Origin of the sequence: Hymenobacter baengnokdamensis (assembly GCF_008728635.1) — a bacterium.
Classification (GTDB): Bacteria; Bacteroidota; Bacteroidia; order Cytophagales; family Hymenobacteraceae; genus Hymenobacter; species Hymenobacter baengnokdamensis.
The window spans coordinates 2,727,981-2,745,791 of sequence record NZ_CP044285.1; the positions used below are offsets into that span (position 1 = coordinate 2,727,981).

Sequence of the window (17,811 nt, forward strand, 5' to 3'; positions counted from 1 at the left end):
TGTTTTGCTTATGTCTGCCGATACCAATTTACTTGCCCAGCTGCCCGTGCTTGCGGCGGGCGAGAATATGCCCCCCACTGGTTCAATCCTTCCAGTAATGGAGCAGTTTTATACTATTCAGGGAGAAGGCTTTAACACCGGGCGGGCGGCCTACTTTATTCGCCTCGGCGGCTGCGACGTGGGCTGCGTGTGGTGCGATGTGAAGGAGTCGTGGGATGCCGACGCGCACCCCCGCCAGGCCGTGGCCGACCTGGTGGCCGCCGCCAGCGCGCACCCCGGCCGCCACGTCGTCGTCACGGGCGGCGAGCCACTGATGCACGACTGCGGCCCGCTCACCGGGGCGCTGCAAGCCGCCGGCTTTAAAACCTGGATTGAAACCAGCGGCGCCCACCCGCTCTCGGGCAGCTGGGACTGGATATGCGTGTCGCCCAAAAAATTCAAGGCCCCGCGTCCCGACGTGCTGGCCCACGCCGATGAGTTAAAAATTATCATATTTAACGAAAGCGACTTCAAGTGGGCTGAAGAGCACGCCGCCCTGGTGCCCGCCACCACGCGCCTCTACCTCCAGCCCGAGTGGAGCCGCGCCGCCCGCATGACGCCCGCCCTCATCGACTATGTAAAAGCTAATCCGCGCTGGCAAGTGTCGCTCCAAACCCACAAATACCTCGACATTCCGTAGCTTTATTCCGGGGTCATACCTGAAAAAAGGACGTTATGCTGCGCGCACCACAGCCGCCCGCTTGCAGCGTTGTACAACCTATACAACGCAAGCAGACAGCTATTTTGCCCGCAGCAGGGCGTCCTTTTCTGCTGGTCAAAGAATTAGTATTCCGCTATGTTATCCAAGCTTCTGTTAGGCTCCGGCCTTGTACTTTGTCTGGCCGCTACGCCCACCCTGGCCCAGCAAGTACCTGCTTCCATCACCGACGGCAAAGCCCGTAGCCTCTACGAAAAGGCTCAGAGCCTGTACTACAAAGACCGGCAGCCCCAGCAGGCGCTGCTGGTGTGGCAGCAGCTGACGGAGAAGTTTCCCGACCTCGGCGAGCCTTTTTTGCGCAAGGCTTCCTTGCAGCTCACGCTCGGCGACCACGCCGGTGCCTTCGAGGCGTATAAGCAAGGCCTTGGCAAGCTGCCCGTTGAGCCTGCCCGGGCGGCCGATTACCTTATCCTGGGCAAGCTGGCTTCGGAGGTGGGCGACTATGCCACCATCCGCACGGCCTATACCAATTATTTACAAACTAAGCCCACTAGCCCCAACCAGGTAGCCTACGCCCAGCTACAGCTCCAGAACTGCGATTATGCTGCCGAGGCCATGGCACACCCCACCGGCCCCGCGCCCGAGCGCCTGCCCGCGCCGCTCAACCAGTTCCGCGACCAGTACTTCCCGGTGCTGACTGCCGATAACCGCTTCCTGCTCTTCACGGTGCGCCGCAACCCCGAGCTGCGCGGCCAGGAAAACGAGGATGTGCTCATCAGCGCCGTCGATGCCGAGGGCAAGTTTGGGGTGCCGCAGTCCATATCCCCGGTCATTAACTCGCGCGAGAATGAGGGCGCGGCCACCATCTCGGGCGATGGCAAAACGCTGGTATTCACCAGCTGCGGCCGGGCCGGCGGCGTGGGCGACTGCGACCTCTACATCTCGCACCGGCGCGGCAACCAGTGGACGGCCCCCCGCAACCTGGGGGTGCTCGTTAACTCTAAAAACTGGGACTCGCAGCCCTCCCTTTCGGCCGATGGCCGCACGCTCTACTTTGCCTCCAACCGAGGGGGCGGACTTGGGGGTTTTGATATATATGTAAGTACGATTGGGGACGATGATGCCTGGGGGCCGGCCCGCAATGTAGGCGCGCCCATCAACACCAGCCGCGACGACCTGGCGCCGTTTATTCATGCCAGCGGCACCACCCTCTACTACAGCTCTACGGGCCTCGTGGGCCTGGGTAATTCCGATATTTTCCGCTCCGAGCAGGACGATAAAGGCCAGTGGAGCCCGCCGCGCAACCTGGGCTACCCGCTCAATACCTTTGCCAGCGAAGCCTCCATTTTTATCTCTTCGGATAATAAGCGCGTGTACTGCACCCGCACCGAGCCGCCCCGGCCCGGCGAGGCGGCCAACCTGCCCCCGGTTATTCTGCTCTACGGCAGCGAAGCCCCGGCCAGCGCCCGCGCCCGCGAAACCAGTACCTACACCCAGGGCCGCGTCTTTGATGCCGTTACGAAAAAGCCGCTCAATGCCGTGGTGCGGCTGTTTGACCTCAAAACCAACGCCCTGACCCAGCAGGTGTATTCCGATGCCGAAACCGGCGAATACACGGCCGTGCTCAACGAGGGCCGCGCCTACGCCATGTACGCCACCGCGCCCGGCTACCTGCTCAAGAGCCTGAGCTTCGACTACTCCAACCAGCAGAAATTTGACCCGCTGACGCTCGATATCTACCTCGACCCGGCCAAAAGTGGCCGGAGCGCGGTACTGAACAACCTGTTTTTCGATTCTAACCAGGCAACCCTCAAGCCCCGCTCGCGCACCGAGCTCGACCGCCTGGTCGATTTTCTGCGCCAGGATGCCAGCCTGCGCGTAGAGATAGCCGGCCATACCGACAACGTGGGCCAGCCCGCCACTAACCTTAGCCTGAGCCAGCGCCGGGCGCAGGCCGTGCTGAGCTACCTCACGGCCCACGGCGTGCCCGCCAGCCGCCTGCGCGCCCAGGGCTACGGCGAAAGCAAGCCCCTTACTGCCAACGATTCGGAGGCCCACCGCGCCCAGAACCGCCGAATAGAGTTGCGAATTCTATAAAATACTGCCTTCAAGTAAAGCTTTAAGCACGTTGGCTGAGCACCCGCTTCCGACATTTTTACTTAAAGCAAGGCTTTAAAGAAGTAAAATTTTTATTGCATTTTTCAAATAAACTGTAGTGCCCGCCAAAGTGCGGGTATTTTTTTTGCCTGAAGGCTGCCTTTTTTTAAAATAGATAACTGCTCGAAAATGAGAAGCTTGTAATCTGATGAAAAAATGGCTTGATTAAAAAAGTGCTAAAATCACCTTGTTTAGTCCTAATTGAAAAGTTAGCGTACGTTTGGACCAGTTCCGGCAGCCGCCCCGCATACTTCCCGGCTCCGAACGCTGCTAGCATGTCATTTTTTCACCTCCACACTTTTTTCACCCATGAACCACCTATTTGCAGCGGCCTTTCTTACAGTAGGCCTTACCGGTGCCCCGACTACTAAGCCCGGCGAAGAGTATCCGAAAGCCATTCAGGTGCGGGCAACCACGCTGACTCAGGCGCTGGCTCACCGCATTCACCTCAACGAGGGCCAGTACGTACGGGTCAAGCGCCTGCACCTACAGTACCTCAACGACCGCCGCGAGCTAGAGCTGTCGCTGGTAGGAGCCCCGGCCGCCGACCGCGATGCCCAGATGGCTGCCGCCCAGCTCAGCTACGAGCAAGCCCTCAACGACTTGCTCTACCCCGACCAGCGCGTAGCCTACCAGCAGCTGCGGGCCAACTTCACGGCCCACCGGCTCTAGCAGCACGGCCACACCTTGGCGCAGCTGGCTCCCGTAGCGGGGCCAGCTGCACCAAAGGAGGTGGTAGTAATATAGAATTTAATTAATATATTTGCCGACTTCTGTTCACGGTGCTTTGAGCGCCGGCCAGATGGTCGTAGTAGGGTAGGGGCAAAAAAAGTCAGCCCACCACAAGGCAGGCTGACTAAAATCGAATAACCAAAAAGCAGGCTTAGGCGCGCTCGGCAATGCCGACGTAGTCGCGCTCGCCTTCGCCCACGTAAATCTGGCGCGGGCGGCCAATGGGCTCCTTGTTCTCGCGCATCTCTTTCCACTGAGCAATCCAGCCGGGCAGGCGGCCCAGGGCAAACAGCACCGTAAACATATCGGTCGGAATACCCAGCGCCTTGTAGATGATGCCCGAGTAGAAATCCACGTTCGGGTAGAGCTTGCGGTCGATGAAGTACTGGTCGGTAAGCGCCGCTTGCTCCAGCTCCTGGGCTATTTTCAGCAGCGGGCTGTCTTCCAGGCCCAGGGCCTTCAGCACTTCGTCGGCGGCTAGCTTAATGATTTTGGCGCGGGGGTCGAAGTTCTTGTACACGCGGTGACCAAAGCCCATGAGGCGGAACGGGTCGTTCTTGTCCTTGGCCTTAGCGATAAACTTGCTGGTGTCGCCGCCGTCCTTTTCGATGGCTTCGAGCATCTCAATCACTTCCTGGTTGGCGCCGCCGTGCAGCGGGCCCCACAGCGCGTTGATGCCCGCCGATACCGAGCCGTAGAGGCTGGCGTTGGCCGAGCCCACGAGGCGCACGGTGCTGGTCGAGCAGTTCTGCTCGTGGTCGGCGTGCAGGATAAGCAGCTTGTTGATGGCGCTCACTACCACGGGGTTGACTTCATACTTCTCGGTCGGGAAGCTGAACATCATGTACAGGAAGTTGGCGCAGTAGTCGAGGTCGTTGCGCGGGTAGTTGAGCGGGTGGCCCACCGAGTTCTTGTACGTCCAGGCCGCAATGGTGCTCATCTTGGCAATCAGGCGCACGATGGTGAGGTCGATTTCCTCCTTGCTCTGGTTGGGGTTGAGGCTTTCAGGGTAGAAGCCGGTGAGCGCGCAGGTGAGGCTGCTCAGAATAGCCATCGGGTGCGTGGCGCTGGGGAAGCCATCGAAAATCTTGCGGATATCCTCGTGCACCAGCGTATGCTTGGTAATCTGGCCGCTGAATTCCTTGAGCTGCGCCTCGGTTGGCAGCGTGCCATATATCAGCAGGTAGGCTACTTCCAGGAAGCTAGACTTCTCGGCCAGCTGCTCGATAGGATAGCCCCGGTAGCGCAGAATGCCTTCTTCGCCGTCGAGAAAAGTAATGGCCGACTTCGTAGCGCCAGTGTTTTTATAGCCCGAATCGAGGGTTACGTAGCCGGTCTGGTCACGCAGCTTGCCGATGTCGAAAGCCTTTTCGTGCTCGGTGCCCTCAAAAACGGGCAACGTGATAGACTTGCCGTCGAGGATGAGTTCAGCAGTTTCTGCCATTGGTTGGGTAGGATAGGGGAATTAAAGTAGCAGCCTATTTCGGGCGCGAAGCTACGGCGCAGGCGGTAAGCCGGGAAATTTTTGCCCGACAAGTGCCAGGTATACTACACCTGTGAGCCAAGGGAGGTTTCCGGAAGTGGCACAGTTTGGCCTCGGAAGCGGACTGGCAACGTTTGCGACGATTTTTGGCCGGCCGGCTCATTTTCCAATGCAGAATTGGGTGAAAATGCTCGTCAGCAGGTCGTCCGACGAAACTTCGCCCGTTATCTCGCCCAGCGCGGCCAGGGCGTGGCGCAGGTCGGCCGCCAGCAGCTCGGTGCCGCGCCCCAGGCCGAGGCCCTCGCGCACGGCGCCCAGGTGCTGCACTGCCACTTCGAGGGCGCGGGCGTGGCGCACATTGGTTACGATGGTGCTGGTACCGGTGCCGGCCAGCCCCGCGCCGCGCACCTGCCCCAGCAACGCGGCTTGTAGCTCCTCAAGCCCCCGGCGCTGACCTGCCGAAATAAGGGCTACTTCCTGTCTTTTACTGTCCCACTCACGAAAGGCTGCCAGCTGTGCCGGCGTGGCCAGGTCAAGCTTATTGCCTACGGCTAGCACGGGCAGGCTGGGCAGGGTGGCCGTTAGCTCGGCAATGTCGGCCTGCACGTCGGCGGGCGTCAGCTCCGTGAGGTCAAACACATAAAGCAGCAGTGCCGCCTGGCCGATGCGCTCGCGGGTGCGCCGCACACCGATGGCCTCTACCTCGTCGGCCGGGTTGTCGCGCAGGCCGGCCGTATCCACAAAGCGGAAACGCAGGCTGTCGATAGTTACCTCATCCTCAATAAAATCGCGGGTAGTGCCCGGCGTGGCCGATACAATAGCCCGCTCCTCGCGCAGCAGCGCGTTGAGCAGGGTCGATTTGCCGGCGTTGGGCCGCCCGGCAATTACGGTGGTAATGCCGTTTTTAATCACGTTGCCCAGCTCAAACGAGCGCAGCAGCCCGGCTACCACGCCCTGCACCTCGGCCAGCAGCCGCCCCAGGCCAGTGCGGTCGGCAAATTCCACGTCTTCTTCGCCAAAGTCCAGCTCCAGCTCCAGCAGGGCCGCAAACTGCACCAGCCGGGCCCGCAGCCCGCGCAGCTCATCCGAAAAGCCGCCCCGCAGCTGGTTCAGGGCTACCTGGTGCGACAGGGCCGAGTCGGCGGCAATCAGGTCGGCTACGGCTTCGGCCTGGGCCAGGTCGAGCGCTCCGCTCAGAAAGGCGCGCTTGGTAAACTCGCCGGCTTCTGCCAGCCGGGCGCCCTGGCGGAGCAGCGCGGCCATTATCTGGCGCACGATAAAGTCGGAGCCGTGCCCCGAGATTTCCACCACGTCTTCGCGGGTGTAAGAGCGCGGCCCGCGATACAGCGCCACTACCACCTCATCGAGCACGACGTGGCTCTCCGGGTCGCGTAGCGTGCCGTAGTGCACGGTGTGGCCGGGCTGGGCGGCCAGATTTTTCTTCGAGAACAGGGCCTGCGTAATCCGAATGGCATCCGGCCCCGATAAGCGCACCACGGCCAGGGCACCTGCGCCGGGCGGAGTGGAGAGGGCCACAATAGTATCGGAAAAAAATGTCTGCACTGCGAGTCAGGCTATTTAATATATTTAATAGATAATAGAGTTGCAAAATGCACGCCTTAAAAAAGGCCGAACGTGGTGCTGAGTTTGTCGGCGAAAGGCATTCTTCACGGGAGAGTAATACCTATAATATATAATATATTAAATAAACTATATTATGTATAAATTCTTGCCCGCTTCGGCTGAAATAAGCACCATGCGGTCGCGATTGACGCGCAGCTCCAGCGAGTTGTCGAAGGCTACTTTAGCGAGTATCCGCACCTGCGCGCCGAGGTGCAGGCCCACCTTGTCCAGGTATTGCAGGAAGGGCGCGGAGGTGTCTTTAAGGGCCGCAAGGGTGCCGCACTCATCCAGGCTCAGGTCGGTGAGCAGGCGATGCAGGGGGCGGCGCATGGCCCCATCCTCGGCCGGAATGGGGTCGCCGTGGGGGTCGAGGGTCGGGTAATTCAAAAACGCATCGAGGCGCTGCATCAGTAGCGGCGACTGAACGTGCTCCAATTCCTCGGCCACCTCGTGCACCTCATCCCAGCTGAAGCCCAGCTGCTGCACCAGAAATACTTCCCAAAGCCGGTGCTTGCGCACGGTGAGCAGCGCCAGGCGCTGGCCTTCCGGGGTGAGGCGCACGCCCCGGTACTTTTCGTATGCGAGCAGCCCCTTTTCGGCCAGTCGCCGCAGCATATCCGTTACCGAAGCGGCGCGGGTTGCCAGGGCGGCCGCAATGCGGTTGGTGCTCACCCCTTGCCCCGGCTCGGCCTCGGCCAGCTTATAGATGGTTTTAAGGTAGTTTTCCTCCGTAATTGTCATTTAACAATTAACATTTATCATTTAACAATTCAGATGATAGGCCGCCGCCCGCCGAAAGCCAGGCAGCCAGGATGTTAACTGTTAATGGATACCTGTTAAATGAAAAGTTACCACTTAATCAACGCCGAAGCCCAGGTGAAGCCCGAGCCGAAAGCAGCCAGGCACACCAGGTCGCCGCGCTTAATGCGGCCGGCCTGCACGGCCTCGCTGAGCGCAATGGGAATGCTGGCCGCCGTGGTATTGCCGTAGCGCTGAATATTGCTGAACACCTTGTCGTCGGGCAGCCCCATTTTTTGCTGCACGTACTGCGTAATGCGCAGGTTGGCCTGGTGCGGTATGAGCAGGTCAATATCCTGGGCCTGATAGCCATTGTGGTCAAGCGCTTCCTTGATAACCTGCGGGAAGCGCACCACGGCGTGCTTAAACACGTTCTGGCCATTCATGTACGGATACATATCGGGCTCGTGGGCAATGGCGTAGTTCACGCGGCCCTCGCGGTTTGAGCCCGGCTCCTTCACAATCAACTCCTCGGCAAACTCGCCCTGCGCGTGCAGGTGCGTGCTGAGAATGCCGTGGCCTTCGTGCGAAGAGGGGCGCAGCACCACTGCCCCGGCACCATCGCCGAAAATAACCGACACGGCCCGGCCGCGCGTGCTTTTGTCGAGGCCCGAGGAGTGGATTTCGGAGCCCACCACGAGCACGGTATCGTACATGCCGGTGCGCACAAACTGGTCGGCCACCGACAAGCCATAGACAAAGCCCGAGCACTGGTTGCGCACATCGAGGGCCGGAATGGTATTCTTAATCCCCAGCTCGCGCTGCATGAGTACGCCCGAGCCCGGAAAAAAATAATCGGGCGAAAGCGTGGCAAATACAATCAGCTGCACATCATCGGGGGTGAGGCCGGCCGCGGCGAGGGCGCGGCGGGCGGCTTCGGCCCCCATGCCGGCAGTAGTATCCTTGCCTTCCTCAAACCAGCGCCGCTCCTGAATGCCGGTCCGCTCCTGAATCCAGGCATCGGTGGTTTCCATGAGCTGTTCGAGGTCGGCGTTCTTGACAACGCGGTCGGGAACGTAGTGGCCGACGCCGGCAATCTCGGAGTGGCGCAGGGTGGTAGCAGAAGCCATTGAAGGGGGTAGGAAAGGGGGTGGGTAGAAAGAGCGATGGTTCAGAAAATCAGCCATGAACCGACTTGCAAGTAAGATACATTTACTTGAAATCCGGTGGCAGCTGTTCAGCTCTTGCTCAACAGGGCTACGCGAAAGGGGCCGCAAAGGTCGGGCCTGGCCCGAGGGTTTTCAGCATATGCCCTAATTTTTTGCCTTCACTGGCCCACAGCACTTCGTCGGCCGGGATGCCTGCGGGGTAAAATACAGCCGTTGACAGCGCCGTTGCTACGGTTGCCGCTGCTCGGGGCGCCTCCCCGAAATTAATTGCCAGCCCTGCCCCATGTGCCTGCACTATGCTGGTCCAGAGGGGATTGTCGGATACCAGCACGGGCAGGCCGTGGGCCAGGTACTCGAAAAGCTTGGTGGGCCGGCAGCGGGCGGTGCTGGGGTGAGGCCGGTAAGCCAGCAGCCCGAAGTGGCTTTGCCCGATTTCGGCCACAATGCGACTGTGCGGTACCGGCTCGGCCCCCGCAATAAGCGTGAGCCGAAGCGGCGGCGCCGATAATTGCTGCGCCAGCCGCCGCAGCTCGGCCAGTAAAGCAGGCTGCTGGCAGAACCCCATGATGGTTAGCTCCACCCCGGCCGGCCAGTGCTGAGGCAGTGCCTGGGCCAGCGCAATAGCCTCCCTCACGCCGTTCAGCTCCGATATGGTGCCCGAAAACAGCAGCCGTAACGGCGCAGTGGCGGCCGGCATGGGGCAGGAGGTAGTCGGCAGCACTTCGCCGGGGGCCGACTGGTACTTGTTTTCGAGCAGTAAAACGCGTTCAGGAGGCAGCTTTTTTAAAAAAGGCAGCTCGTTGGCGTAGCTGGCCTCGGCCAGAAAAACCGCGGCGGCTCGCCGGGCCGCCGCACCCTCTACCCAGCGCAGACCGGCGGCCAACAGGCGCTTTGTAAAACCGCTATATACCCGTTGGGTGCCTACGTTGAGGGCGTAGTTTTCGCGGATGTCGTAGGCAAACTGCCGGCCGCGCCCCAGCGCCTGCCACAGCAGCGTAAGCGGCAGCAGCTCGGGCGCGTGCACGATTACCAGGTCGGGCCGCAGCCCCCGCAGCAGGCGCCAATAGCGCCCTTGGGCAGCCAGGCGGTTCAGGCTCAGCCGTGAGCCCCCAAAAAGGTGGTGGTGATAAAGCCGCGGAGAATCCTGAGTCAGCGACTGAGGCAGGTCGGCGCCGGTGCTGCGGCCGGCTATGTGCACCTCGGTAAGGGGCTCGGCGAGCAGGGTTTGGGCAAACTTGCCCCGCATCCGGGTGTCGTCTACGGGCTTGAGCACGGAGGCAAGCAGGAACCGCCTGGGCGAGGAAGGAGCAGCGACCATGAGGGGCGTGGCGAAAGAAAGCCCGGCCGGGCAAGTAACCGACCTGCCCTCAAAGATGCTAGTTTTGTGCTCAATTATCTACCCCTTCTCATGGACACCACCATTCACCACAGCCCAGTACTCGACCGCTTTGCTGCCCAACAGGCCATTGAAGCGGCCTGGGCCGACCGCACCCTGCTCGACCAGCACGATACCCAGCTGGCCATCGAGCATACCATTGAAGACCTCGACAAAGGCCACCTGCGGGTAGCCGAGCCGCCCACCGAGGATGGCGGCGAATGGACGATAAATGAGTGGGTGAAGAAGGCGGTTATCCTCTACTTCCCGCTGCGCCAGATGAGTACCCAGGAGGTTGGTCCATTCGAGTATTACGACAAGATGGCCCTCAAAACCGACTACGCCAGCCAGAAAGTGCGCGTGGTGCCGCCCGCCGTGGCCCGCTACGGCGCTTACCTGGCCCCCGGCGTTATCCTCATGCCCAGCTACACCAACATCGGCGCCTACGTGGGCGAGGGCACGATGGTCGATACCTGGGCCACGGTGGGCTCCTGCGCCCAGGTGGGCAAGCACGTGCACCTGAGCGGTGGCGTGGGCCTGGGCGGCGTGCTGGAGCCCGTGCAGGCCGCGCCCGTCATCATCGAAGACGGGGCCTTTATCGGCTCGCGCTGCATCCTGGTCGAGGGCTGCCGCATTGGCAAGGAAGCCGTCATCGGCGCGGGCGTCACCATCACGGGCAGCACCAAAATCATTGACGTAACGGGTGCCACGCCCAAGGAATACAAAGGCTACGTGCCGCCGCGCTCGGTCGTCATTCCGGGCACTATTCCCAAGCATTTCCCGGCCGGCGAGTACCAGGTGCCGTGTGCCCTCATTATCGGCCAGCGCAAGCCGAGCACCGATTTGAAAACGAGTTTGAATGATGCGCTGCGCGATTTCGGGGTGTCGGTATAAATAATCGAACTACAAAAACTAATTACAGAAGCTGTTTAGGAAGTCAATCTTGACTTCCTAAACAGCCTCACTTGTAAAGAAAAAAGCCCGCTGGCTAGCGGGCTTTTTTCTTTACAAGTGAGGCCGTACTTACACCACTCCAGCCTTCAACTTTTCCCCAAACAGCGCCTTCACCTTGTCCACTTTGGGCTTGGCCACAAACTGGCAGTAGGGCTCGTGGCCGTGCAGGTTGAAATAATTCTGGTGATAATTCTCAGCGGGGTAAAACTCGGGTGCGGCCGTAATTTCCGTTACCACGGGGTTAGGGAAAGCGTGACCGTCGTTGAGCTTCTTTTTGTAGTCCTCGGCGAGCTGCTTCTGCTCGTCGTTGTGATAATAAATAACCGAGCGGTACTGCGTGCCCGTGTCGTTGCCCTGGCGGTTGAGGGTCGTCGGGTCATGGGTTTTCCAGAAAATTTCGAGCAGCTCGGGGTAGCTGATAACGGCCGGGTCGAAGGTAATATCAATCACCTCGGCGTGGCCGGTCAGGCCGCTGCATACTTCCTTATACGTAGGGTTTTTGATGCGGCCCCCGGCGTAGCCGGAAACCACTTTCGCCACGCCCTTCAGATTTTGAAAAACGGCCTCGACGCACCAAAAGCAGCCGGCCCCAAATGTTGCATGTTCCATCGCAGATTTAACGGATTTAACGGATTGCGCGGATACGCTTGCTGCGCAAGCTGACTACCGTGCTGTTTCGGTAACGAAAAAAAGGGGGCTAGCGTTCATGTTGCCCGGCCTCCATACCTTCGCATCATACAGTCAGTGCGTAGTCAGCTTGCGCAGCAAGCGTATCCGCGCAATCCGTTAAATCCGTTAAATCTGCGGTTTGAAGCGCGGGGCCACTACCAGGTCTTTGGAGCCCGCCGTGTACTGATAGAAGCCCTCACCAGACTTCACGCCCAGGCGGCCGGCCATTACCATGTTTACCAGCAGCGGACAGGGCGCGTACTTGGGGTTGCCGAGGCCCTCGTGCAGCACCCGCAAAATGGCCAGGCACACGTCGAGGCCGATAAAATCGGCCAGCTGCAGCGGCCCCATCGGGTGGGCCATGCCCAGCTTCATCACCGTGTCGATTTCCGCCACGCCGGCCACGCCTTCGAAAAGGCTGATAATGGCCTCATTTATCATCGGCATCAGGATGCGGTTGGCCACGAAGCCGGGGTAGTCGTTGACTTCCGTCGGCGTTTTGCCGAGCTGGCGCGACAACTCCATGACGCGCTGCGTCACCTCCTCGGACGTGGCATAGCCCCGGATAACTTCTACCAGCTTCATCACGGGCACCGGGTTCATGAAGTGCATTCCGATAACCTGGGCTGGGCGCTTGGTTACGGCCGCGATTTTGGTAATCGAAATCGACGAGGTGTTGCTGGCCAGGATGGCCCCGGCCGGCGCGTGCTGGTCGAGGTCGCGAAAAATCTGGAGCTTGAGGTCCACATTTTCGGTGGCGGCCTCTACTACCAGCTCCACGCCCGCCACGCCTTCGGCCAGGCTCGTGAAGGTGCGCAGGCGGCCCAGGGTAGCCGCTTTGTCGTCTTCGCTGAGGGTAGCCTTGGCTACCTGGCGGTCGAGATTTTTGGTGATAGTGCCCAGCGCCCGGTCGAGGGCCGGCTGGTTGATATCGATGAGGGAAACAGCAAAACCGTGCTGGGCAAAAACGTGGGCAATGCCATTGCCCATCGTGCCCGAGCCAATAACGGCAACGTTCATGGGTGGGAGAGTAAAAGGGTAAAAACAAACGGCCGGCCAGGGGGCCGCCGCCCGGCAAAGCTACTGGCTACCGAAAAGTTTGGCCGGGCCCGGCAAAAATTTTGTACACAACTTCATCCTTTTTCTATTCCTGCCGTACAAACCCCCGTAAGCTGCCCCGGCTTACGCACACCTTTTCACTTCCATTCTTTCCTTTTTCACTCATGGGCAATCTGTTGTATATCATCGCCGTCATCCTCATCATCATTTGGGCTCTCGGCTTTTTCGGCGTGCTGGGCGCTGGCCTGGCAGGTAACAACCTGATTCACATTCTGTTGGTAATTGCTATTATTGCCATCCTGTTGCGCGTTATCAGCGGTCGTAACCCGGTATAAGTACCGGCGCTCCTGCTTCTACATAAAAAACCCCCGCTGTGAAGACAGCGGGGGTTTCTTTTGCGCCAGCCCCTATTACCTAGCGGCCAATATTGAACAGGAAGTTGAAGCGGATAACCGGGTTAGAATAAATGCTGTTGTAGCCATCCTGAAAATTATACAGGAGTACAATATCGGCCGCCGCCCGGTTGCTGATTTGGGAGCGGTAGCCAACGCCGGCCAGCGGCGACTGTACCTGGCGGGAGCCGGTAGCAATCTGATTATTAACAATAATATAATTATTGTACTGGTCTACGAGGGGCAGCTCCGCTTTCGTGACTTCGTATTCGGCATGAATAAAAAACTGGTTGATTACCCGAAACTGACCGAATACTTTTACCCCGATATTATTGAGGTTCAGGGTCGGGTTATTCTTGCCAAATGTATAGTTAACATACGTATAGCTTATGCCGGGGCCAACGGCCAGGCGGTCGGTGAGTCGGTAGCCCAGCGAAGGGGAGATACTAAAATTGAATACCCCGCCATCGCTGTAGTAATTAGAGCTGTAGCCCAGGCCTACCCCCGAGTATATAAACAATTTGGTATATTGCTCGGCGTGCTGCTGGGCGGCCTTACGGGCCTGCTCACGGCCGGGTAGCTCCAGGCCCGAGGGGCTGTAGGGCGTGGGCTGGGGGTCCGTGCTGCTGGGGGGCGAATAAGCAGGCCGCGGCGAGTAGGGGCGCCGCGAAGTGGTATCGGTTGGCGCGGTCATGAGCTGACCGGGTGCCGGCGCGGTGCCGGGAGGGGCGGTATTCAGCACCGGCTTGTCCTGGGCCAGGCTGCGGCCGGGTGCCAGCAGCGCTACGGCGCCCAGCAAAAAAGGAAGAAGCAGACGTTTCATGAATGAAAATTAGCGGAGAGGCGAAAAGAAAGGATGAAGAAGCCCGGTTTACTAGACGAAACCCCCGAAAGCATCTGCTTAATTCCGGGTTTTAAGCCAGTTGATACATTTTCTGGCGCTGCGCTTTCAGGGTTTCATCGGCCAGATATTCCTCGTAGTTCATGCGGCGGTCAATGATACCTTCGGGCGTGAGCTCGATGATGCGGTTGGCTACGGTTTCGATAAACTGCAAGTCGTGCGAGGCGAAGATGATGGAGCCGGTGAAGTCCTTCAGGCCATTGTTCAGGGCCTGAATACTTTCCAGGTCGAGGTGGTTGGTGGGGTCGTCGAGCACGAGCACGTTGCCGCTTTCCAGCATCATCTTGCTGAGCATGCAGCGCACTTTTTCGCCCCCGCTCAGCACGTTGGGCTTTTTCTGCGACTCCTCGCCCGAAAACAGCATGCGGCCCAACCAGCCGCGCACAAAGCTTTCGTCTTTCTCTACCGAGTACTGGCGCAGCCAGTCCACCAGGTTCATATTGTCGGCCTGGAAGTAGGCACTGTTTTCCTTAGGGAAATAGCTCGGCGTAATGGTCGTGCCCCAGCTACAGGTGCCTTTATCGGCCTGGGCTTCGCCAAACAGAATATCGAACAGCAGCGAAGCGGCCCGGTCGTCGCGGCCCACGATGGCAATTTTATCACCCTTATCGAGCGTGAACGACACGTTTTTCAGCACCGACTGCCCATCGACCTTTTTGGCCACGCCCTCCACGGTCAGCAGCTGGTTGCCGGCTTCGCGCTCGGGTTTGAAGGCGATGTAGGGGTAGCGGCGCGACGAAGGCTTGATTTCTTCCAGGGTCAGCTTTTGCAGCAGCTTCTGGCGGCTGGTAGCCTGCTTGCTCTTCGAGGCATTGGCCGAGAAGCGGCGCACAAACTCTTCGAGCTCCTTGCGCTTGTCCTCGGTTTTCTTGTTCACATCCTGGCGCTGGCGCAGGGCCAGCTGGCTGCTTTCGTACCAGAAGCCGTAGTTGCCGGGGTACATCGTGATTTTCGAAAAGTCCAGGTCGGCCATGTAGTTGCACACGGCATCGAGGAAGTGGCGGTCGTGGCTTACCACAATCACCGTATTCTGGAAGTTATCGAGGAAGTTTTCGAGCCAGAGCACGCTCTCGGCGTCGAGGTTGTTGGTGGGCTCGTCGAGCAGCAGCACGTCGGGGTTGCCAAAAAGTGCCTGGGCCAGCAGCACGCGCACTTTTTCCGAAGCGCCGAGGTCCGACATCAGCGCGTAGTGCTTGTCTTCGGTGATGCCGAGGCCGCTCAGCAGCTCGGCGGCCTCGTAGTCGGCATTCCAGCCTTCGAGGTCGGCAAACTCGCCTTCGAGCACGGCCGCCCGCTCGCCGTCGGCGTCGCTAAAATCGGCCTTGGCGTAGAGCGCGTCCTTTTCGCTCATAACGGCCCACAGGCGCTGGTGGCCCTGAATAACGGTTTGCAGCACCTGCTGGTCGTCGTAGGCAAACTGGTTCTGCTTCAGCACCGCCAGGCGCTGGCCGGCAGGCATCTCTACCGAGCCGGTATTGGGCTCCAGCTCACCCGATAAAATTTTCAGAAAAGTAGATTTACCCGCCCCGTTGGCCCCAATGAGGCCGTAGCAGTTGCCGGGTAAAAACTTTACCGTTACGTCTTCAAACAGTACCCGCTTGCCGTAGCGCAAGCTCACGTTGGTCGTGGAAATCATCTAAGCCAGAGTAAGAAACCAAAAAAACTATGCAAAAATACGCCGCCGCACGCCCTTACTCCCCGAGAACGCCCCAAAGTAGCAATTTGTGCCCTGCTCTGTCATAACTTACGCAGGTTCAAAGCAGTATTGTATGTAGCTGGGCCGTGCGGCTCCGGCGCTGCCTTTTTTCTCACCTTTCACCTTCATTTGTCATGGCTACTACTTCGCTTTCCGCTCCTGCCCAAGTTTTGCCTACCCCCGAACAGAATGGTGTCCGGTACGGACTGATTACAGCGGCAGTGCTGTGTGCCTACACGCTGGTCGCGGCACTGCTGGGCTTCTTCTCGCACGTAGAGGCCGGCAGCCTCGACGTGCTGATTCTGGTGCTGGGCTCGGTGCTGGCCATCCGGCACCTGCGCCACGTTTATGGCGAAAAAATGCCGTATCTGGGCGGCTACGGCACGGGTATTATTACCGGACTGGTTGCTTCGGCCATTCTGGGGCTGTTTTTTATCGTGCTTACTATTATAATGCCGCATTCGCTGGATATGACGCAGGTAGAAAACCTGTTTGGCTCCGATTTCAATCTGAACCTGTCCGTAACCGTGGCCGCGCTGGCCATCGTGCTGATGGGGGCCATGTCGGGCGTCATCACCTCGCTCATCGCCATGCAGTATTTCAAAGCCGACCGCGCCGACCCTATGAAAGCTATGGAGCGCTAGGCAGTTAACACGTTAGCTTAAAAGCCCCGGCCCATTTCCGTATTCGGAATGGACCGGGGCTTTTAACACATAAAATAATCTATATTGCCGCCGGCAGGTCAAACGGCACAAAGGGGGCTACATCGCCGCCGAAGCGGTGAATTTCGCGAATAATGGTGCTGCTGACGGCCGCCAGCAGCGGCGAGGTAATGAGGAACACCGTTTCCAGCTCGGGGTTGAGCTGGCGGTTGGCTTGCGCAATGGCATTTTCGTACTCGAAGTCGAGCGTGTTGCGCAGCCCGCGCAGCAGGTAGCGGGCCCCGGTTTCGCGGGCAAAGTCGGTGGTCAGGCCCCGGTAGCTACGCACCAACACGCGCGGCTCGTGCTGAAACAGCGCTTGCAGCTGCCCCGTCAGCCAGTCGACGGGCAGGTAGCGCTGTTTGCTGCTGTTGGTGCCAATGGCAATAATCAGCTCATCAAACAACCCCACACCGCGCCGTACCACGTCGAGATGGCCATTGGTAAAGGGGTCGAAGGAGCCGGGAAACAGCGCAATTCTTTTCATGTAAACGCAGCGCGTAAGGACCAGAGAGGGTGAGGTGATATTAGAAATATTAAATATAATATATATTTAATATTGCTCGCACTCAATCATTCACAAAAGGCAAGACTGAACAAGTCAAAGTGCCGGTAATCAGCAATCTCATTCAGGTAATAAAAATATTGCAGGCCGAAGGGGCGGGTGCCAAAGCGCAGATTACGCAGGTAGGTGCTGAGCAGGGTAAACGTAGCCGAGTCGCTGGTCAGCTCACCCCAGATAGTGACGGCATCCTGGTCGGGGTTGAGGCCCAGCTCCTGCATAACGAGGATGGTAAAGTACACCACATCCTCGGCGGTGCTGACGGCAAAGGAGTTGCAGAATTCCAGCTGGCTGCCCAGCACAATGGCCGTTAGCTCCTGGTCGCCCAGGCTCAGGTAAAGCTGGCGCGGGGCGGGGCCCGGTCCGCGCTGGTGCAGCAGCCCCCCAAGCAGGGCGCTGGCCTGGGGCAGGAGGCGGGCGCCAGGACCGTGCACCTGCTGTAGCCAGGCAACCAGCTGCGTGGGAGCGGCAAATAAGCTCACTACATCGGTAGCCGGGGCAGGCAGGTGCAGCACGTAGGCCAAGGCCTCCTCGGTAGCGGCCAGCTCGTAGTGCAGGCTCAGGTAGGCCGCCTCGTCGCCGGGCCGGTAGAGGGGAGCCGGCAGCAGCGGGCAGCCCCGCCCGGCCAGGGCCAGCCGCAGGCGAGCCCAGCCGGCTTGGCTGAGCAATTCGTGGCCGGCAGCCACGGCCGGCAGCTCGGCCAGCGAGGAAAGGGCCAGGTCATCGAAAGCTACTACCTTCTGGCGGGCAATGTCGAGCGCCGCCACGCGCAGGCGGCCGGGGCCCGCCAGCGCATACAACTGGTACGCCGTCGGGTTGGTCGGGTCGAAGGTATCGTCGCGCAGGCGCAGCGTTTCGGGAGCGGGCAGGAGAGGAGAGGCAGGCACGAGGTAAAATTAGGGC

17 protein-coding genes are annotated in these 17,811 nt (G+C 59.5%); 6 read left to right on the forward strand and 11 right to left on the reverse strand.

From position 1 onward, the window contains the following. The first annotated feature begins 67 nt into the window (after positions 1–67). The 3 genes from F6X24_RS11630 to F6X24_RS11640 all read left to right on the forward strand — a co-directional run bounded on the left by F6X24_RS11630 (position 68) and on the right by F6X24_RS11640 (position 3,526). Positions 68–679 (forward strand): 7-carboxy-7-deazaguanine synthase QueE, encoded by a 612-nt coding sequence (locus F6X24_RS11630; protein WP_191906546.1) that lies wholly within the window; start codon positions 68–70, stop codon positions 677–679. A gap of 156 nt (positions 680–835) precedes the next feature. Continuing rightward, positions 836–2,794 carry an OmpA family protein gene (locus tag F6X24_RS11635; RefSeq protein WP_151088158.1) on the forward strand — a complete coding sequence of 653 codons (1,959 nt, stop codon included), beginning with the start codon at positions 836–838 and terminating at the stop codon, positions 2,792–2,794. A gap of 369 nt (positions 2,795–3,163) precedes the next feature. Beyond that, the gene (locus F6X24_RS11640; protein WP_151088159.1) at positions 3,164–3,526 is read left to right on the forward strand and encodes a hypothetical protein; all 363 of its coding nucleotides are present in this window, start codon (positions 3,164–3,166) and stop codon (positions 3,524–3,526) included. A gap of 211 nt (positions 3,527–3,737) precedes the next feature. Here F6X24_RS11640 and F6X24_RS11645 read toward each other — a convergent pair whose 3' ends face one another. From F6X24_RS11645 to F6X24_RS11665, 5 genes are all read right to left on the reverse strand, one after another. Further along, a complete protein-coding gene (locus F6X24_RS11645; RefSeq protein WP_151088160.1) occupies positions 3,738–5,030 on the reverse strand; it encodes a citrate synthase in 1,293 nt (430 codons plus the stop codon). A gap of 198 nt (positions 5,031–5,228) precedes the next feature. Next, on the reverse strand, positions 5,229–6,605 hold the full coding sequence (gene mnmE / locus F6X24_RS11650; protein ID WP_229725065.1) for a tRNA uridine-5-carboxymethylaminomethyl(34) synthesis GTPase MnmE: 1,377 nt from the start codon (positions 6,603–6,605) through the stop codon (positions 5,229–5,231). A 174-nt stretch (positions 6,606–6,779) separates the two neighbouring features. After that, entirely contained in the window at positions 6,780–7,433 is a 654-nt protein-coding gene (locus F6X24_RS11655) for a metal-dependent transcriptional regulator (protein WP_151088162.1), read from the reverse strand. A gap of 107 nt (positions 7,434–7,540) precedes the next feature. Beyond that, positions 7,541–8,560: a 3-oxoacyl-ACP synthase III family protein gene (locus F6X24_RS11660; RefSeq protein WP_151088163.1), complete on the reverse strand. Its 1,020-nt coding sequence runs from the start codon at positions 8,558–8,560 to the stop codon at positions 7,541–7,543. A gap of 127 nt (positions 8,561–8,687) precedes the next feature. Then, positions 8,688–9,917 carry a glycosyltransferase gene (locus F6X24_RS11665; protein WP_151088164.1) on the reverse strand — a complete coding sequence of 410 codons (1,230 nt, stop codon included), beginning with the start codon at positions 9,915–9,917 and terminating at the stop codon, positions 8,688–8,690. Between the two features lie 90 nt (positions 9,918–10,007). Between F6X24_RS11665 and F6X24_RS11670 the strand changes: the two genes are divergently transcribed. After that, entirely contained in the window at positions 10,008–10,868 is an 861-nt protein-coding gene (locus F6X24_RS11670; protein WP_151088165.1) for a 2,3,4,5-tetrahydropyridine-2,6-dicarboxylate N-succinyltransferase, read from the forward strand. 129 nt (positions 10,869–10,997) lie between these two features. On the opposite strand, the gene msrA is transcribed toward F6X24_RS11670, so the two are convergent. Together msrA and F6X24_RS11680 are read right to left on the reverse strand one after the other, a co-directional pair. Beyond that, the gene (gene msrA, locus F6X24_RS11675) at positions 10,998–11,537 is read right to left on the reverse strand and encodes a peptide-methionine (S)-S-oxide reductase MsrA (protein ID WP_151088166.1); all 540 of its coding nucleotides are present in this window, start codon (positions 11,535–11,537) and stop codon (positions 10,998–11,000) included. A 186-nt stretch (positions 11,538–11,723) separates the two neighbouring features. Continuing rightward, entirely contained in the window at positions 11,724–12,617 is an 894-nt protein-coding gene (locus F6X24_RS11680) for a 3-hydroxyacyl-CoA dehydrogenase family protein (RefSeq protein WP_151088167.1), read from the reverse strand. Positions 12,618–12,820: 203 nt separating this feature from the next. Between F6X24_RS11680 and F6X24_RS11685 the strand changes: the two genes are divergently transcribed. Further along, on the forward strand, positions 12,821–12,991 hold the full coding sequence (locus F6X24_RS11685; protein ID WP_151088168.1) for a lmo0937 family membrane protein: 171 nt from the start codon (positions 12,821–12,823) through the stop codon (positions 12,989–12,991). A gap of 79 nt (positions 12,992–13,070) precedes the next feature. Here the strand turns inward: F6X24_RS11685 and F6X24_RS11690 are convergent, their stop codons facing one another. Together F6X24_RS11690 and F6X24_RS11695 are read right to left on the reverse strand one after the other, a co-directional pair. Further along, complete coding sequence (locus F6X24_RS11690; RefSeq protein WP_151088169.1) at positions 13,071–13,871, reverse strand: hypothetical protein; 801 nt, start codon at positions 13,869–13,871, stop codon at positions 13,071–13,073. A 91-nt stretch (positions 13,872–13,962) separates the two neighbouring features. Then, entirely contained in the window at positions 13,963–15,585 is a 1,623-nt protein-coding gene (locus F6X24_RS11695; protein WP_151088170.1) for an ABC-F family ATP-binding cassette domain-containing protein, read from the reverse strand. 230 nt (positions 15,586–15,815) lie between these two features. On the opposite strand from F6X24_RS11695, the gene F6X24_RS11700 reads away from it, so the two are divergent. Continuing rightward, positions 15,816–16,289 carry a hypothetical protein gene (locus F6X24_RS11700; RefSeq protein ID WP_151088171.1) on the forward strand — a complete coding sequence of 158 codons (474 nt, stop codon included), beginning with the start codon at positions 15,816–15,818 and terminating at the stop codon, positions 16,287–16,289. A gap of 79 nt (positions 16,290–16,368) precedes the next feature. On the opposite strand, the gene coaD is transcribed toward F6X24_RS11700, so the two are convergent. Together coaD and F6X24_RS11710 are read right to left on the reverse strand one after the other, a co-directional pair. After that, on the reverse strand, positions 16,369–16,833 hold the full coding sequence (gene coaD / locus F6X24_RS11705) for a pantetheine-phosphate adenylyltransferase (RefSeq protein ID WP_151088172.1): 465 nt from the start codon (positions 16,831–16,833) through the stop codon (positions 16,369–16,371). Positions 16,834–16,919: 86 nt separating this feature from the next. Beyond that, the gene (locus F6X24_RS11710; protein WP_151088173.1) at positions 16,920–17,795 is read right to left on the reverse strand and encodes a DUF3822 family protein; all 876 of its coding nucleotides are present in this window, start codon (positions 17,793–17,795) and stop codon (positions 16,920–16,922) included. Positions 17,796–17,811: the final 16 nt, after the last annotated feature.

Bases quoted from the DNA above. Each gene is read 5' to 3' on its own strand.
- F6X24_RS11630 (WP_191906546.1), top strand. From the start codon at position 68: ATGCCCCCCACTGGTTCAATCCTTCCAGTAATGGAGCAGTTTTATACT.
- F6X24_RS11635 (WP_151088158.1), top strand. From the start codon at position 836: ATGTTATCCAAGCTTCTGTTAGGCTCCGGCCTTGTACTTTGTCTGGCC.
- F6X24_RS11640 (WP_151088159.1), top strand. From the start codon at position 3,164: ATGAACCACCTATTTGCAGCGGCCTTTCTTACAGTAGGCCTTACCGGT.
- F6X24_RS11645 (WP_151088160.1), bottom strand. From the start codon at position 5,030: ATGGCAGAAACTGCTGAACTCATCCTCGACGGCAAGTCTATCACGTTG.
- F6X24_RS11655 (WP_151088162.1), bottom strand. From the start codon at position 7,433: ATGACAATTACGGAGGAAAACTACCTTAAAACCATCTATAAGCTGGCC.
- F6X24_RS11660 (WP_151088163.1), bottom strand. From the start codon at position 8,560: ATGGCTTCTGCTACCACCCTGCGCCACTCCGAGATTGCCGGCGTCGGC.
- F6X24_RS11665 (WP_151088164.1), bottom strand. From the start codon at position 9,917: ATGGTCGCTGCTCCTTCCTCGCCCAGGCGGTTCCTGCTTGCCTCCGTG.
- F6X24_RS11670 (WP_151088165.1), top strand. From the start codon at position 10,008: ATGGACACCACCATTCACCACAGCCCAGTACTCGACCGCTTTGCTGCC.
- msrA (WP_151088166.1), bottom strand. From the start codon at position 11,537: ATGGAACATGCAACATTTGGGGCCGGCTGCTTTTGGTGCGTCGAGGCC.
- F6X24_RS11680 (WP_151088167.1), bottom strand. From the start codon at position 12,617: ATGAACGTTGCCGTTATTGGCTCGGGCACGATGGGCAATGGCATTGCC.
- F6X24_RS11685 (WP_151088168.1), top strand. From the start codon at position 12,821: ATGGGCAATCTGTTGTATATCATCGCCGTCATCCTCATCATCATTTGG.
- F6X24_RS11690 (WP_151088169.1), bottom strand. From the start codon at position 13,871: ATGAAACGTCTGCTTCTTCCTTTTTTGCTGGGCGCCGTAGCGCTGCTG.
- F6X24_RS11695 (WP_151088170.1), bottom strand. From the start codon at position 15,585: ATGATTTCCACGACCAACGTGAGCTTGCGCTACGGCAAGCGGGTACTG.
- coaD (WP_151088172.1), bottom strand. From the start codon at position 16,833: ATGAAAAGAATTGCGCTGTTTCCCGGCTCCTTCGACCCCTTTACCAAT.